At 66.9% G+C, this 15,391-nt stretch carries 11 protein-coding genes; 2 read left to right on the top strand and 9 right to left on the bottom strand.

The features are described 5' to 3' along the window. Nucleotides 1–9: 9 nt before the first annotated feature. From ACIBK2_RS07950 to purF, 3 genes are all read right to left on the bottom strand, one after another. Entirely contained in the window at nucleotides 10–1,020 is a 1,011-nt protein-coding gene (locus ACIBK2_RS07950) for an ABC transporter permease (RefSeq protein ID WP_396965870.1), read from the bottom strand. Between the two features lie 122 nt (nucleotides 1,021–1,142). Further along, the gene (locus ACIBK2_RS07945) at nucleotides 1,143–2,759 is read right to left on the bottom strand and encodes an ABC transporter substrate-binding protein (protein WP_396964881.1); all 1,617 of its coding nucleotides are present in this window, start codon (nucleotides 2,757–2,759) and stop codon (nucleotides 1,143–1,145) included. A 482-nt stretch (nucleotides 2,760–3,241) separates the two neighbouring features. Then, nucleotides 3,242–4,822 (bottom strand): amidophosphoribosyltransferase, encoded by a 1,581-nt coding sequence (gene purF / locus ACIBK2_RS07940; protein ID WP_396964879.1) that lies wholly within the window; start codon nucleotides 4,820–4,822, stop codon nucleotides 3,242–3,244. Nucleotides 4,823–5,056: 234 nt separating this feature from the next. Here purF and ACIBK2_RS07935 point away from each other — a divergent pair, with 234 nt between their 5' ends. After that, the gene (locus tag ACIBK2_RS07935) at nucleotides 5,057–6,334 is read left to right on the top strand and encodes a YhgE/Pip domain-containing protein (RefSeq protein WP_396965868.1); all 1,278 of its coding nucleotides are present in this window, start codon (nucleotides 5,057–5,059) and stop codon (nucleotides 6,332–6,334) included. 1 nt (nucleotide 6,335) lies between these two features. On the opposite strand, the gene ACIBK2_RS07930 is transcribed toward ACIBK2_RS07935, so the two are convergent. The 5 genes from ACIBK2_RS07930 to ACIBK2_RS07910 form a co-directional block, all read right to left on the bottom strand. After that, complete coding sequence (locus tag ACIBK2_RS07930; RefSeq protein WP_396964877.1) at nucleotides 6,336–8,363, bottom strand: ATP-binding protein; 2,028 nt, start codon at nucleotides 8,361–8,363, stop codon at nucleotides 6,336–6,338. Between the two features lie 161 nt (nucleotides 8,364–8,524). Next, nucleotides 8,525–8,917 carry a sterol carrier family protein gene (locus ACIBK2_RS07925; RefSeq protein ID WP_396965866.1) on the bottom strand — a complete coding sequence of 131 codons (393 nt, stop codon included), beginning with the start codon at nucleotides 8,915–8,917 and terminating at the stop codon, nucleotides 8,525–8,527. Nucleotides 8,918–9,028: 111 nt separating this feature from the next. Next, entirely contained in the window at nucleotides 9,029–10,498 is a 1,470-nt protein-coding gene (locus ACIBK2_RS07920) for a serine hydrolase domain-containing protein (protein WP_396964875.1), read from the bottom strand. A gap of 234 nt (nucleotides 10,499–10,732) precedes the next feature. Further along, on the bottom strand, nucleotides 10,733–11,368 hold the full coding sequence (locus tag ACIBK2_RS07915; protein ID WP_396964873.1) for a CPBP family intramembrane glutamic endopeptidase: 636 nt from the start codon (nucleotides 11,366–11,368) through the stop codon (nucleotides 10,733–10,735). After that, a complete protein-coding gene (locus ACIBK2_RS07910; RefSeq protein ID WP_396964871.1) occupies nucleotides 11,365–13,101 on the bottom strand; it encodes an alpha/beta hydrolase in 1,737 nt (578 codons plus the stop codon). Before ACIBK2_RS07910 ends, ACIBK2_RS07915 begins: the two co-directional genes overlap by 4 nt. A 194-nt stretch (nucleotides 13,102–13,295) precedes the next feature. On the opposite strand from ACIBK2_RS07910, the gene ACIBK2_RS07905 reads away from it, so the two are divergent. Continuing rightward, a complete protein-coding gene (locus ACIBK2_RS07905) occupies nucleotides 13,296–13,586 on the top strand; it encodes a YiaA/YiaB family inner membrane protein (RefSeq protein WP_396964869.1) in 291 nt (96 codons plus the stop codon). A gap of 54 nt (nucleotides 13,587–13,640) precedes the next feature. On the opposite strand, the gene ACIBK2_RS07900 is transcribed toward ACIBK2_RS07905, so the two are convergent. Beyond that, on the bottom strand, nucleotides 13,641–15,335 hold the full coding sequence (locus ACIBK2_RS07900; RefSeq protein ID WP_396964867.1) for an alpha/beta hydrolase: 1,695 nt from the start codon (nucleotides 15,333–15,335) through the stop codon (nucleotides 13,641–13,643). Between the last annotated feature and the right edge of the window lie 56 nt (nucleotides 15,336–15,391).

The raw sequence follows: 15,391 nt of genomic DNA, 5'->3' as shown, positions 1-15,391 counted from the left end.
GTGCGGTCATCAGAACCTCACCCTCGGATCAATCAGTGCCACCAGGGCATCCACCAGGAAGCTCATCAGCGCGACGAAGATCGCGATGAACGCGACGATGCCCTGCACCGCGACGAAGTCACGGGCCGAGAGGTACTGCGCGAGCTGATAACCCAGGCCCTTCCACTCGAAGGTGGTCTCGGTGAGCACCGCGCCGCCGAGCATCATGGCGATCTGCATGCCCATCACGGTGACGATCGGAATCATCGCGTTGCGGAACGCGTGTCGTCCGGTGACCACCCGCTGGGACAAACCGCGAGCCCGCGCGGCGTCCACGTAATCCGAACGCAGCGTCTGGATCAGGTTGATCCGCACCAGCCGCAGGAAGATACCCGCGGTGAGCAGCCCGAGCGCGATCGCAGGCAGCACAGCGTGTTTCAGCACATCGACGATGTAACCGGTGTCGCCATAGAGGAATCCGTCGATCAACATGACGTTGGTCTTCGGCGAGACATGCTGCAGCGCCAGTTCGACATTGGTGCTGGCCCGGCCTGCCACCGGCAGCCAGCCCAGCTTCACCGCGAAGACCAGCTTCAGCAGCAGACCGACGAAGAACACCGGCGCCGCGTAGGCCAGGATCGCGAACAACCGAAGACCGGTGTCCGACAGCGAATCCCGGTGGGTCGCCGCGTACCTGCCCAGCGGAATGCCGATCGCGAAGGCCACGATGAGCGCCCAGAACATCAGCTCCGCCGACGCGGCACCGTAGGTGGTGATCACGTCACTGATCTGCCGATTGTCCTGTGATTTACCGAAATCGCCCTGCAGCAGACCGGAGATGTAGTCCCAGTACTGGGACAGGATCGGCCGGTTCAGTCCCGCCGCCGTTTTACGAATCTCGATCTGCTCCTGGGTCATTCGCCCACCCATGGCCGCACTGATCGGGTCGCCCGCCACGCGCATCAGGAAGAACACGACGGTGGCCAGGATCCAGGCGGTCACCGGGATCAGCAGCAGTCGCACGCCCAGATAGCGCAGCAGTGCGAGCTGGCGCGAATCGCCGCCGCCCTTCCGTAGTCCTGGCACGCCGAAGCGCCGGGCCCGGGCCGGCGCTGGCTTCGTTTCTGGAGCAGCTACCGTCCCGGGCCCGGCTTCGCCGGATGTCACTTGCTCAGCACCGTGTAACGGAACTTGAAGGACGCGTCGAGAGTCTGATCAACGCCCTGCACGTTCTTGCCGGAGACGGCGATCTGCTTGCCGGACAACAGCGGAAGGATCGGCACGAAGTTCTGTGCCAGGTCCGTCTGCAGCCCCTTGAGGATCTGGAGCCGCTTGTCCTTGTCGGTCGTCGTGGTCTCCGCGAGCAGCTGGGCGGTGATGCCCGGGTTCTCGAAGTGCGACTGCAGGAAGTTGTTCGGCGCGAAGAACGGGGTCAGGTAGTTGTCCGGGTCCGGAAAGTCCGGGAACCAGCCGAATTGGTAGAGCGGGTACGAGTCGCGAGCGCGCTCACGCTGGTAGCTCACCCATTCGGTGGACTGCAGGTTCACCCGGAACAGGCCGCTGGCCTCGAGCTGCGACTTGATCGCCGCGTATTCCTCGGAGCTGCTCGAACCGTAGTGGTCGGGGTTGTACTGCAGGTTCAGCTCGACCGGGGTCGCGACGCCGGCGTCGGCGAGGAACTTCGTCGCCTTTTCCTTGCTCGGGCCCGCGCCGTAGATGTCCTTGTACGGCTCGGTCGCGCTCAGCACGCCCTGCGGGATCGACGAATACGCGGGCGTGTAGGTGCCCTTGTAGACGCCCTCGGCCAGCGCGGCGCGGTCGACGGTGGACGCGAGCGCCTTGCGCACGGCCAGCTTCTGCTCCGGCGTGCCGCCCGGCATGGTGTTCATGTTGAACACGATGTAGCGCAGTTCACCGCCGGGGCCCTCGTGCACCGCGACCTTGCTGTCGCCGCGCAGTGAGCCGATGTCGGTCGGGGTGAAGGAGCGGTAGCCGACGTCGAGCGACCCGTTCTGCAGGTCGAGCTTCATGTTGTCGGTGGTCGCGTAGTACTTGGTCGACACCGTCTTGGTCTTCGGCGTGCCGAGGACCCCGTTGTAGTCCGGGAACGCGGTGTACTCGACCAGCTTGTTCTTGTCGTAGCTGGCGATGGTGTACGGGCCGGAGTAGCCCTTGTTCTTCACCACGTCCTCGTCGGCCATCACCTTGTCCGGCGAGTAGACCTTCTCGTCGACGATCGGACCGGCCTGGGTCGGCAGGATCGCCGGGAAGGTCTGGTCGTTGGCGACCTTCAGGGTGAAGTTGACCGTGCGGTCGTCCGGCGCGTCGGTCTTCTCCAGGTTGCCGAGCAGCGAGGCGGGACCGTTCGGGTCGTTGATCTTGAGCATCCGGTCGAACGAGAACTTGACGCTCTTGGCGGTCAACGGGTTGCCGTTGGCGAACTTCAGGCCCGCCTTCATGGTGCAGCTGTACACCGTGGGGGAGGTGAAGTCGCACTTCTCCGCGGCGTCCGGCTTCGGCGTGGTGTCGCCGGGTGCGGTGTTCAGCACGTACTGGTAAAACTGCGTTTCCGCGACCAGGGAGCCGTTGTCGTAGGCGGCCGCCGGGTCGAGCGAGAAGATTTTGTCCGTGGTGCCGGCTACCAAGCCACCACCGCCACCAGCATCACCGGTCCGGCCGGAACCGCAGCCGGCCAAGGCAGACGCAACCAGCGTCGCCAGGCCGACGGCCGCGATGGTTCGCGTCCGGGTCCGGCCCCCAGGTGTTCTAGAAACCAACATCAGGGCCCCACTTCTCGAGCGTCGCACCGCGTTGTCCTGGATCGCAGGACTGGTGCGGACGCAATGAACTTCCGATCTGTCGGGCACCGTACCCACGAACCATTTCCGGCACGTTGCGTTTTCACAGAAAAAATTGCCGGGGTGTTAGCGCGCGTTGCGCATAGCGCACCGCAGGGGCCAGATCACCGGACGAATGTCCAGGAACGTGCTACATCGGCGATTTTGGTGTCGCGAAGACGCCAAGGCACGTAAAGGGACAAATCACCTCGGCCACCCGCGACGCGCGTGATCGACCCGCCGTGCGCACGCCATGTTTTGGACATGGCTCAGAGCACCGACCGGTGGTCACCGAGGAGAGAAGAAGCGGTCGAAATCGAGACAGCGATGTGCTCGAAAACGCGACGACGATGTGCTGGGAATCGAGACAGCTATGTGTCGGGATTACCGTCATAAGACGGGCGGCAACACGACCGCCCGCGGGATCACGGACGACTCAGCGCGCTCGCATTCGCGTTCTCGCCCAACAGCAAGGCCTCCGGCTGCCCGGTGAGCATGCCCTCGAGCAGGTTCTTGCCGATGGCCGCCTCGGAGGGCAGCTCGATCGGATAGGTGCCGTCGAAGCAGGCGCAGCACAGCCGCGAACGCGGCTGTTCGGTGGCGGCGATCATGCCCTCGGTGGAGATGTAGCCGAGGGTGTCGGCGCCGATCGACCGGCGCACGCCCTCCACCATCTCCTCGAAGCTGCCTTCCGCCCCGGATCCGTTGGCGATCAGCTCGGCAGGCGAGGCGAAGTCGATGCCGTAGAAGCAGGGCCACTTCACCGGCGGCGAGGCGATCCGGACGTGGATCTCCAGCGCACCGGCCTCGCGCAGCATCCGGATGAGCGCGCGCTGGGTGTTGCCGCGCACGATCGAGTCGTCCACCACGATGAGCCGCTTGCCGCGGATGACCTCGCGCAGCGGGTTGAGCTTGAGCCGGATGCCGAGCTGGCGGATGGTCTGGCTCGGCTGGATGAAGGTGCGCCCGACGTAAGCGTTCTTCATCAGGCCCTGGCCGTAGGGCACGCCGGAGCCTTGCGCGTAGCCGACGGCGGCCGGGGTGCCGGATTCCGGGACCGGGATCACCAGATCCGCGTCGATCGGATGCTCGTCGGCCAGCAGGCGGCCGATTTCCACCCGGGTGGCGTGTACCGAGCGGCCGGAGATGGTGCTGTCCGGCCTGGCCAGGTAGACGAATTCGAAGACGCAGCCCTTGGGCTCGGGGTTCGCGAAGCGCATCGAGCGCACACCGTCGGCATCGATCGCCAGCAGTTCGCCGGGCTCGATCTCCCGGACGAACGCGGCGCCGACGATATCGAGTGCGGCGGTTTCGCTGGCAACAACCCAGCCACGGTCCAGCCTGCCGAGGCACAGCGGGCGGACACCGTGCGGGTCACGCGCGGCATAGAGGGTGTGCTCGTCCATGAAGGTCAGGCAGAACGCGCCCTTCAAGGTCGGCAGCAGTTCCATCGCGGCCTGCTCGATGCTGGAGTCGGCGGAGGCGTGCGCCAGCAGCGCGGTGATCACGTCGGAGTCGGAGGTCGCGGCGATCGGCTGCGGGCGGCCGTTGGCCACCGTCGCGCCGATGAGCCCGAATTCCCTTGCCCGGCCCGCCAATTCGGCGGTATTGACCAGATTGCCGTTGTGGCCCAAGGCAAGTCCGGAGCCGACCGAGGTGGTCCGGAAGATAGGCTGGGCATTTTCCCAGGTCACGCCGCCGGTAGTGGAGTAGCGGCAGTGGCCGACGGCGATGTGGCCCGGCATGGCCGCGAGGGTCTGTTCGTCGAATACCTGACTGACCAGACCGAGATCCTTGAAGACCAGGATCTGCGAACCGTCGGATACCGCGATGCCCGCCGCCTCCTGCCCGCGGTGTTGCAGCGCGTACAAGCCGTAGTACGTGAGCTTCGCCACGTCCTCACTCGGCGCCCAGACTCCGAACACGCCACACTCTTCGCGTGGCTCGTTCTCGACCTGGTCGGGGGTGGCGGAAAGAGCGTCAACCGGCAGTTCGGCCTTGGTCACCGTTTGCTCCCTGTTCGGGCGGGCTGGGGGCACGCTCCAGTCTACGGGTGAATGTTCGATCACGATCACCCCCACCGCATACGAGCGGCAATCGGCGCGGCGCGCGGGCCGGGGAATTCGGACTCGGCAACTGTTACGGTGCGAGCCGTGACGACTACCGACAGCGCGGATTCAGGCAGCGGGGCGGGATCGACCACCGGGGCAACGCCGCCGCAGCGCAGGCCGTGGGCGCGCATGGTGCTGTTTCCCATCGCGGTGCTCACGCTGCTGACGGCGCTGCTCGGCATCATGTATCTGGATTACGTCGTCGATCCGGAGAAGAATCTGCACGACTTCCCGATCGCGCTGGTGAATCAAGATGTGGGCGATGTCATCAAAACGGCCGACCGCCAGCAGCAGGTGAACTTCGGTAACCAGATCACCGACGCGCTGGCCAAGGGCGTGCCGTCGGACAAGGTCGACCTGCGGGTGATCAGCATCAGCGAGGCCGAGCGGCAGCTGCAGTCCGGCGAGGTCTACGGCTCGATCGTCATTCCGGGCGACTTCAGTAAGCGTCTCGGCATCCTCGGCGTCGGCAGCGTGATTCCCGGCGAGATGGAACGCCCGATCATCAGCGTGCAGACCAATCCGCGCACCGGCGCGTTCGGCACCCAGATCGTGCTGCGGGTCGGCAATCAGGCGCTGACCGAGGTGAACAAGCAGGTCGGCAAGCAGCTCACCGACCAGGTGACCGAGCAGCTGAAACCGCAACCCGGTGCGCCGCCCGGGCCCGAACTGTCCGGCGCGGCGCGGGTCGCGCTCGCTGATCCGGTGAAAGTTGTTGTCCAGCAATATCACCCGTTGCCCGACGGCACCGGTCAAGGGCTCAGCGCGTTTTTCTACGCATTGCTGTTACTGCTGGCCGGGGTGGTCGGCGCCATGGTCATCCACACGATGATCGACGCCCAGCTCGGTTTCATCCCCACCGAATACGGGCCGTGGTTCGTGCACTACCCGCCGACGCCGATCTCCCGTTTCCGCACCCTGCTGATCAAGTGGGGCGTCATGGTGGTGACCGCGAACATCGTCTCGGCGGTCTTCCTCGTCGTCGGCACGATCCTGGATATGCCGATCGACCATCCGCTGGCGCTGTTCCTCTACAGCGCGCTGGCCATCATCGCCGTCGGCGTCACCGGCCTGTCCACACTGGCGGCCATCGGGTCGGCCGGCCTGCTGGTGAACCTGATCCTGTTCATCATTCTCGGCCTGCCCTCCTCCGGCGGCACCGTCCCGATCGAGGCGACCCCGCAGTACTTCGGCTGGCTGGCCTCCTTCGAACCGATGCACCAGGTGTTCCTCGGCATCCGCGCCATCCTCTACTTCGACGCCAGCTTCGAAGCGGGCCTGTCCCGCGGCGTCTGGATGGCCATCCTCGGCCTCGCCATCGGCCTGATCTTCGGCGCGGTCATCACCCGCTTCTACGACCGCAAGGGGCTGCACCGCAGCAGCAACAACCAACCCGTCGCCGCCTGAATCACCCGGTGCTGACGTCGGCCTCGGGCTGCTCGCCGACCCGCATGGCGTAGACGCGGTCGAGGAAATCGCGGTGCGAGCGCAGGGTGGAGTCGAGCAGCTCACGCCAGGTGCGGCGGTCGACGCGGCGGTCGCTGGCCAGCGAGGACAGCGAGGTCGGGCGCAGCCGGTCGACGTGATCGACGATGAAGGTGAGCCGCCGCCGCGGGAATTGCTCACCGATGCGCGGGTTTTCGTTCAGGAAGGTGTCGAGCGAGTACAGGTAGTTGATCGCGCGGTTGTACTCCTCGTCGGTGAGGTGATAGTCCATCCGCTTGATCTCGACGATCCACAGCTCCCCCGCGTCGTGCAGCAGCACGAAATCCGGCTCGCGCTTCTCGCTGCCGATCGCGGTGGTGAGCAGGGTGGCGCCGAACTTCTGCCGGTACCACCGCTCGAAGCTGGCCCGGACCCGCTTGAGCGATTCGTTCATGCCGAGCGGGGTCCACTCCGGCGCGAGCAGCCAGGGTGCCCGCTCGATCAGCTCCTGGAACGGCCGCTCCAGCGAATGCCGGTCATCGATCAGGGTCTGCAACCGGTGCACCACCGCGACCCGCTCGGAGGCGATCTGGCCGAGCGAGTAGACCTCGGCGACCCTGGCCGTTTCAAACAGTGCGACAACCACATCGAGCTGATTGTCGGTGTCCTCGGCGACCTCCTTCAGCGTCTCCAACAGGCTGCGCTGCGGGCCGAGCGAAAGGGCAAGCCGCACAATGCTGTCGATGTGCGCCTTGTCCTCCAGCGCGGCACGGTCCTTGTTGTTCACCAGGATCCGCGCCGCGTCCATCACCGACTTGCGGAACAGCCGGTCCTGCGGCGCGATCGCCTGCAGCGTCGCGTGAATGCCGGACTTCTCCACGAACTCCTCCCACACCCTGCGCTTCACCGAATGCTCGCCGAGCCTGCCGAGTTCGCGCACCAGGTTGCGGCCCCACACCGAAAGCGCCTCGCCGCGTTCGGAATTCCACATGATGTCCTGGCGATCGGAGCGGACCAGATCCTCCTCGTCGTCCAGCCAGTCCACGTGCACCGCGCCGACCAGGTAGGAGCGCAGCTTGTATTCCCCGGTGAAGCCCTCGGTGATGCCGAAGTCGCGGGTCTGCGCGACCAGTTTGCCGCGCGCGTAGATCCGCACGCCCGCCATCGCGTCGTCCCGATAGGGCTGCTTGGAGTAGGCCGCCCAGCCGGTCACCGGCAGGAAGCGGTCGCCGAGCCGGACCGGCCGCTTGGCCACGTCGATCTTGGTCTCCGCCAGCAGGTCGATGGGCAGGTCGCGGAGCACGAAACGTTGCGGCACACCGCGTTCGGCGATGCTGTTGTGCACCTGCACCTGCCAGTCGCTGCGCTCCAGCCCGAACCGGGCGGCGAGCTGGCGGCTGAGCTCTGGTCCGGTGCCGACCCGCTTGCGCAGGAAGTCACGCAGGATCACGGTGGTGCCGCGCACGGTGCCGAAGGTGCCGTCGCGCGGGCCGGGACGCGGGTGATAGTCGCGTTCGGTGTCGGACACCATATCGTCGAGGCTCATCACGATATTCGCCACCGGCCAGCCCTCGGGCGTGCGTTCGCTGTCCGCGCCGCCCACCGAGATCACCTCGATGGTGCGGCAGATGCCGAACGGGGCGAGTTTGCCGATGCCCTTGCGCCCCATGACCGGTCGCTCCAGCAGGCGGGACAGATCGGAGCCGACCCGCATCCGGCGATCCGAGCCGACCCGCAGATAGTGTTCGTTGATCTCGGCGGCCGTCATGCCATGGCCGTTGTCCCGCACCACGATTCGATACGGCTCGTGTTCGGCCGAATGCAAGGTGCCCGCCAGCATCACGCCCCACGGCAGCGACACCTCCACCGTGGTGGCGTCGGCGTCGTAGGAGTTGGCGATCAATTCGGCGAGGACCGCGGAAACGCGGTCGTAGAGGCGGATACCGAGTTTGTCGATGGTGAGTCGACTGATCCGCATCGTGTACTTGTGCTGTCCGTCAGTGTCTTCCATGGTCGGCCCCCAATGCTCGAGCGGTAGCCGAAAATCCGCTCGGGGCCTATCCTCGTCCCGCCGGTTGTCCACCGCCTGAACATCCGACCTCCGCTTCATAACGGACGGTCCGGTTCCGGTGTCGATTTCGGCAACCGTCGCGCGATCGCGCGGGCGCCGGCTCAGCTTTCGGCGGCGCGTGCGATCGGCAGCCAGTGGGCGACCTCGGCCGCGCGGCTGCCCGACGCGGTGAGGGCGCCGGAGTCGAGGGCGGTGGCGAAATCGAGCAGGCCGGTGGCCAGCAGCAACCAGGTGCGCGGGTCGGTCTCGACCACATTGGGCGGGGTGCCCCTGGTGTGCCGCGGGCCCTCGATGCACTGCACCGCGACGAACGGCGGCACCCGCACCTCCACCGAATGACCGGGCGCCGAGGCCGCCAGCGTGCGCGCGGTGGCACGGACCGCCGCCGCGAGCTCGGTGCGCGCCGGGGCGTCCACCGACTCGTCCAGCACCCATGCACTGACCGCATCCACCGCCGACCGGAGCTCGGCCGGACTCACCGATTGTCGCGCCATCTGGCCGAGGTTACCGGCCCCGAACAGGCCCTCGGCCATCCGTTCGGCAATCGACACCGGCCGCGCATGCCGAAAGGCCGGGTTGTGGCCCGGCCCTATGGCTTTCGTGGATCAGTTGGCGGGTGCGGCATCCTTCGGGGTGGCGCGCATGCCGACGTAGCAGGCTTCGGTGCCGTCGGCGAGGGTGGCGAACACGACGGGCATGTAGTCCTCGCTGAAGGAGGGGCCGGCGCCGGAGGCGGCGAAGACGGTCGCCGAGACCGGGGTCAGGTCCATGCTCAGCGGCGGGGACATGTCCTTCATGTCGTCGACGAATTCGTACAGCATGTGGGCAGAGCCGTCGTCGCCATTGCTGACGGTGATCACGACGCCCGCACGCCGGTAGGTGCCGACGAACGGAGCGATGGCCACCTGGACCGGCGGCTCGGCCGGAGCGAAGGCCTCCGGCATCTGCACCCCGGCCAGCTCCGCGAGCAGTTCGCGGAACAGCGCGGCGTACAGCTGGCGCGCGCCACCACCATTGGTGAGCAGCGCGACGGCGACCCCGGCTTCGGGGATGGCCCGCAGGTAGGCGTACTGGCCGATCGCGGCACCGTCGTGGCCGAAGCCCTTGATGCCGTTCCAGTCGTAGGTGGTCCAGCCAAGACCCCAGCCGTCCGCGCTGACGCTCCACTTGTCCGGCACGTCGATCTCCCGATGCTGCATCGCCGCAACGATTTCCGGCGAAAGGACCGCGGTTCCGTCGGCGGCGCGACCGGCCTCGAGGTGCATCCGGGCGAAGCGCACCATGTCACCGGCCGTTGTGATGACCCGCGCCGCGGGCGCGACCGAGCGCGGCATGATGTCCCACTCCGGTGCCGGATCCGGGTATTGCCCCGGCTCGCCGAGGTGGCTCATCGCGGTGCGGAACTTCAGCGCCTGCTCGGGCAGCGTCACCAACTGGTCGAGGCCGAGCGGGGTGGCCAGCAGGTCCTGCACGGCCTGGTCCCAGGTGGTACCGGTCAGCACCTCGATCACCCGGCCGAGCACGATGTAGCCGAGGCCGCCGTAGGACATCGCCGTGCCCGGTTTGCAGTCCAGCGCGACTTCCCGTGCGGCGCGGACATATTCGGCCAGGCAGTTGTCGCCGCGGCCGCCGTCGAAGTTGAAGTCGTTGGTGACGCCGCCGGTGTGGCTGAGCAGCTGGCGGATCGTGATCACCTTGGTGGCCTCCGCGTCCGGCGTCGCGAACTCGGGCAGCACATCGGCGACGACCGCGTCGAGGTCGAGCTTGCCCTGGTCGACCAGGCGCATGATCATCGTGGCGGTGTAGACCTTGGCGATCGAGCCGCACAGGAACACCGAGTCGGTGGTGACCGGAACGCCGGTGCCGCGATGCAGTACGCCGCTGGCGATCTCGTAGACCTTGCCGTCGACCAGGATCGCCAGCGACGCGCCCGGCACGTGGTGGGCGGCGCGGAGTTCGTCGAGCCGCTGCTGCCAGTGCGCGGGCGAGAACTTCCGCCCGGCCGAGTCGGCGCTGCCCCACTGGCCCTGCACCTTCCAGTCCCCCTTGGCGCTCCAGCTCACGTTGTTCGACATGGTCTTCTCCTGATCTCGATCTCTCGCGCGTACGCCGTTCTCCTGTTGCGAACACTGTACGCATATCGGAACACTGTGCGCAAACGCGCATGGCGTACTTACTTGTTTTGCCTGATGGGAGAAGTTTTCAGCGCGCGGTATCGACGAAGCCGGATACGTTGCTACGAGAAAATTGCACTACCGCAGGTCTGTGCGGATGGCACGGAATGGCACAAGTGCCGGACCGAGCCCGGTCTAGGTTCGGGCAGTCCCGATGAGCCGGGCGACACGAGGCGCGAGAGCGCCACCCACATTGATGGCCAAGTGCAGCAAGGCCGGGGCCGTGACACTTCCGGTGCGACGGCGCAGCCAGCCGAATGCGCCGCCGCCCGCGGCCGTAGCGGCGATCGCGACCGGGACGCTGTCGCCCGCGGCGCGAGCCGGGTGAATGTGCCAGAGGCCGAAGGTCAGCGCGCCGAGCACCGATCCGGCGCGGGAGCCGAACGTGTTGTCCAGCAACGGTTCCAGGGTGGCGCGGAAGATCATCTCTTCGCTGTAGACGGTGCCGATCGGGATATGCACCGCGACCCATTCGACCGTAGACACCCCTGGCCCGCGATCGTCGAACTCGTGCATCCTCTTTCGCACCGACGGAATCGACAGGGCCACACCGTAACCGGCGGCAACGAGCGAGGCAGAGACAAGGCCGTACCGAAACCCCTTCGCGGAACGCCAATTCGGCACTCCATGGAAGGCGACGGCGTAAGCGGTGGCAAATCCCGCATTGGCGGCAGTCCTGCCGCGCACACCGAGCCCAAGTCCCGGTAACATCAGGTTGCCCCAAGCCAATGGAATACCAACGGCAGCAATGGTTTCCGGGAATCGACTCATTTTGTCTTCCGCTCGAAATCCTCGGCGGCCTCGATCTCGACCCTGATCCGGTCCGACATCCCGGCGCTCCACTCCGGCGGCGCGGCGATGGCCGCCCACCCGTCGAGCACGAGACTCCCGTAGCGGTGCCCATGCCCGTCGGTGACGCCCTGCGCATTGGTGAGGTCGGCGGCGACCTGCCAGAAGGTGACGAACGGCCACCAGCGCATCTGCGAGGACACATCCGCGCCGCGCGGCTCGGACAGCCAATCCGGTTGCGAGAAAATGAGATCCGTCGACCACCAGACGATCGGGTCGGATGCGTGCTGCAGATAAGCGATCCGCGGCGGCCGCCACTCGGTGGACGGGCGCGCGAGATCGGCACTGTCCGAGGCGAATCGCACGACCAGACCGTCGGCGTACACCGGCTCGATCTCCCGCGAGCCGGGATCGCGCCGCGAAACGAACTGTTCCCATAGTCGATTCGAGTTCGGCGGCCCGACCCACAGCGCGCCGTCCACCTTCGTCCGCAGGTCGGCCAGCCCGTCGAAGGCGGCCTCGGACCCCTGGGAGCCGAGGCTCTCCCCGTACACCAGCAGCTTCGGCCGCTGCCCGGATGGCCGTGCGCTCCAGTGCCGATAGACCGCGTCGAACATAGCCCGGCCCGCGGTCGTCGCCTTGCCGCGGTCCGCGAGGAACGACAGCACGCTGGGCAGATACGAATACTGCGAGGCGACGATCGCGCTGTCGCCGCCGTACATGTACTCGAGCGCCGCAGCGGCCATGCCGTTCACCCAGCCGGTCCCGGTGGTGGTCACCACCACCAGCACCTTCCGGTCGAAGGCGCCGGTGCGCTCCAGCTCCGCGGCGGCCAGTTCCGCCGGATCCTGTTCGGCCGCAGCCGATTCCAGCCCTACGTAGGCGCGGATCGGCTCGCGGGCCTGCTTGCCGGTCACCTCGCCGATCTTGCTCGCGGTCGGCCCGTGCGAAACGAACCAGCGCCCCTCGAAGCCGAGGGTCTCCCACTTCGCCAGCGAGGCCGGGCTGCCGGAGCGCTCGGGCTGCACCGGCTGGATCGCGTTCGCCGAGGTGTGGTCGTTGCGCACGCTGAACGCCGAGTTCGCGACGGCGAAGAAAGCGCGCGAGGCGACGCCGTTGAAGATGGTCACGGCCAGCACGACCAGCACCAGGAACCCGGCGGCGGGCGCCAATTCGCGCGGCACCCGCACCCACTTGTTGAGCACGCGAGCGAAGAACCGGATGATCTCGCGCACCGTCCGGTACACCGCGACGACCGCCATGCCGACGGACAAACTCAGCAACCCGGTGCGCAGGTAGGCGGGCGTCGTGGTGCCCTCCATGCCCATCAACGCGGTGATCTCCCGCTGCCAGCGCGCCGATTGGACCAGCATCAGCGCCGCACTGAGCGCCGCGGTGATCAGGACCGCGGACTTCACCGCGTAGCGCACCCAGGTGGGCGGCGGCGGAATCTTGGTCAGCCGCGGCCGCACCCACAGCCGGAACAACCACTCCAGTACACAGCCGACGCCGTAACCGAGCGCGGCGTTGATCCCGCTGATCAGGCCCTGGAACAGCCAGTCACGCGGTAGCAGTGACGGCGTCACCGAAAGCGCGAAGAACACCGTCGCGAAGACCAGCCCCACATAGTTCAGATCGATGATGTCTTCCGCGCGCCGCACGATGACGACGCCGCGCGCACGCAGCTTCGTCAGGGTGGAGGCGGACTCGAGCATTCGAACAGTATGGCGGGCCGGTAGGGCCTGCGGGCCGTAGCCCGCGCCGCCACGCGCCACATCGACGCAGATCACAGTCGACAACACGGTATGCGGCCGGACCGCGCGAATCGGGCTGTGACCGGCAACTACGCAGGCCGCTCGAGTAGTTGTACACGGTTGCGCGCGTGCGGGTGTCGGCAAAATTCTTACCCATGAGCACTCCCAACGCCCAGTCGAAAACCACTTCGGCCTTCATCGCGCAGGCCGCGATCGCGTTCGGCATCAGCTTCTTCGGGGTCGGCGTCGGCATCTGCTATCTCCCACTGGACATGTGGCAGCGCGGCTTCCTCGCGATGTCCCTGCTGTTCCTGGTGACCAGTACCTTCACCCTGGCGAAGGTGGTGCGTGACCAGCACGAGGCCGCGACCGTACACGGTCGCATCGATCAGGCACGGTTGGAAAAGCTGCTCGCAGAGCACGATCCGTTCAACACCGTGTCCTGACGCGCCTGGGCGGGCCTCGTACACGAGGGGTCCTGGTCCGCCCAGGTCGGCGTCCTACTTGAGGGAACGTTCCCGAACCGCGGACGCCGCCAAGTAGTTTCGGATCCGATCCGACAGATCCGCCGACCAGTCCGGCGGCTCGGCCAGCGCGGCCCAAGCATCGAGCACCAGCGTGCCGTAGCGGTGACCGTGCCCGTCGGTGACGCCCTGCGCATTGGGCAGATCCGCCGCGACCTGCCAGAACGTGACGATCGGATACCACGCCATGGTCGGCGACACGTCCGATCCGCGCGGCTCGCGCAGCCAATCCGGTTCGTTGAACAGCAGATCCGGCGACCACCAGACCACCGGATCGGACGCGTGCTGCAGATAGGCGATGCGCGGGGTGAGCCAGGTGCCCGACGGCTGCCACAGGTCGCCGCGGCCGTCGGCGAACCGCACCACCAGTCCGTCCGCGTAGGTCGGCAGCACCTCGGGCGAGCCGGGATCGCGGCGGGCGACGAATTCGCCCCACAGCCGGTTCGAGTTGGGCGGCCCGACCCACAGCACCCCGTCGGCCTTGGTGCGCAGGTCGGTCAGGCCGTTGAACGCGCCCTCCGAGCCTTGCGAGCCGAGGCTCTCGCCATAGACGAGCAGCTTCGGACGCGACTGTGCCGGACGCGCGGACCAGTGCTCATACACCTTGTCGAACACCAGCTTTCCCATCCGCGTCGCCTTCGCCTTGTCCGAGAGGAACGACAGCACGCTGGGCAGATACGAGTACTGGGTGGCGACGATCGCGGTGTCGCCGCCGTACATCATCTCGACGGATTCGGCGCTGGTCGAGTCGACCCAGCCGGTGCCCGTCGTGGTCACCACGACCAAGGCTTTGCGTTCGAAGGCGCCGGTGCGTTCGAGCTCGGCGACGGCCAGTTCGGCCTGCGCCTCCGGGCTGTTCGCCGACTCCAGGCCGGTGTAGACCCGGATGGGCTCGCGCGCGGGTTTGCCGGTGACCCTGGCGATGTCGTCGGCGGTCGGCACGTAGGAGACGAACCAGCGGCCCTCCGAGCCGAGCGTCTCCCACTTCGCCAGCGAGTTCGGGCTGCCGGAGCGTTCCGCCAGCTGCGGCTGGGTGGCATTGGCCGAGGTGTGGCTGTTGCGCACGCTGAACGCCGAATTCGCCACCGCGAAAAAACCTTTGGCGAGCACGCCGTTGAACAGCGTGACGGCGAGGATGGTGACGATCAGAAAACCGATGGGCAGCGCGAACTTTCGCGGGATGTGCACCCACTCGGTCAGCTCGCCCGCCACCCAGCGCACCAGCCACCGCACAGCGCGGAACACCCCGATCACCAGCGCGATCACCGCGGCACTGAGCGCACCGGTGCGCAGGAACCCGGTGGTCGTGGTGTCCTTCATGTTCATCAACTCGGTGATCTCACGCTGCCAGCGTGCCGACTGGATCAGCATCACGATCGCGACCACCACGCAGGCGACCACCACGACCGCCTTGACCACCCTCGGGACCCACGTGGGCAGATCAGCGAAAACCTTTGTCACGGAATCGGGTAGCCGCGGCCGGACCCAACTCCGGAACGCCCACTCCAGCAGGCAGCCGACGCCGTACCCGATGGCCGCGTTCACCCCGCCGATGAGTCCCTCGAACAGCCAATCCCGCGGCAACAGCGACGGAGTCAGCGACAACGAGAACAAGAGCGTGGCGGTGACCACCCCGAACAGCGAAAAGGACAACTGATTTCGCACGAACATGGGTAACTCACCGGGTACCAGCTGACTCAGCCGATTCCCAGCCGCCGGACGCCAAC

This window comes from Nocardia sp. NPDC050175, from assembly GCF_044459885.1.
Classification (GTDB): Bacteria; Actinomycetota; Actinomycetes; order Mycobacteriales; family Mycobacteriaceae; genus Nocardia.
This window is presented reverse-complemented; position numbering and strand designations above follow the sequence as displayed.

What these genes read in the sequence shown, in the direction of transcription:
- ACIBK2_RS07945 (WP_396964881.1), bottom strand. Translation starts at nt 2,759, where the DNA reads ATGTTGGTTTCTAGAACACCTGGGGGCCGGACCCGGACGCGAACCATC.
- ACIBK2_RS07935 (WP_396965868.1), top strand. Translation starts at nt 5,057, where the DNA reads ATGGTGCTGTTTCCCATCGCGGTGCTCACGCTGCTGACGGCGCTGCTC.
- ACIBK2_RS07930 (WP_396964877.1), bottom strand. Translation starts at nt 8,363, where the DNA reads ATGGAAGACACTGACGGACAGCACAAGTACACGATGCGGATCAGTCGA.
- ACIBK2_RS07925 (WP_396965866.1), bottom strand. Translation starts at nt 8,917, where the DNA reads ATGGCGCGACAATCGGTGAGTCCGGCCGAGCTCCGGTCGGCGGTGGAT.
- ACIBK2_RS07920 (WP_396964875.1), bottom strand. Translation starts at nt 10,498, where the DNA reads ATGTCGAACAACGTGAGCTGGAGCGCCAAGGGGGACTGGAAGGTGCAG.
- ACIBK2_RS07915 (WP_396964873.1), bottom strand. Translation starts at nt 11,368, where the DNA reads ATGAGTCGATTCCCGGAAACCATTGCTGCCGTTGGTATTCCATTGGCT.
- ACIBK2_RS07910 (WP_396964871.1), bottom strand. Translation starts at nt 13,101, where the DNA reads ATGCTCGAGTCCGCCTCCACCCTGACGAAGCTGCGTGCGCGCGGCGTC.
- ACIBK2_RS07905 (WP_396964869.1), top strand. Translation starts at nt 13,296, where the DNA reads ATGAGCACTCCCAACGCCCAGTCGAAAACCACTTCGGCCTTCATCGCG.
- ACIBK2_RS07900 (WP_396964867.1), bottom strand. Translation starts at nt 15,335, where the DNA reads ATGTTCGTGCGAAATCAGTTGTCCTTTTCGCTGTTCGGGGTGGTCACC.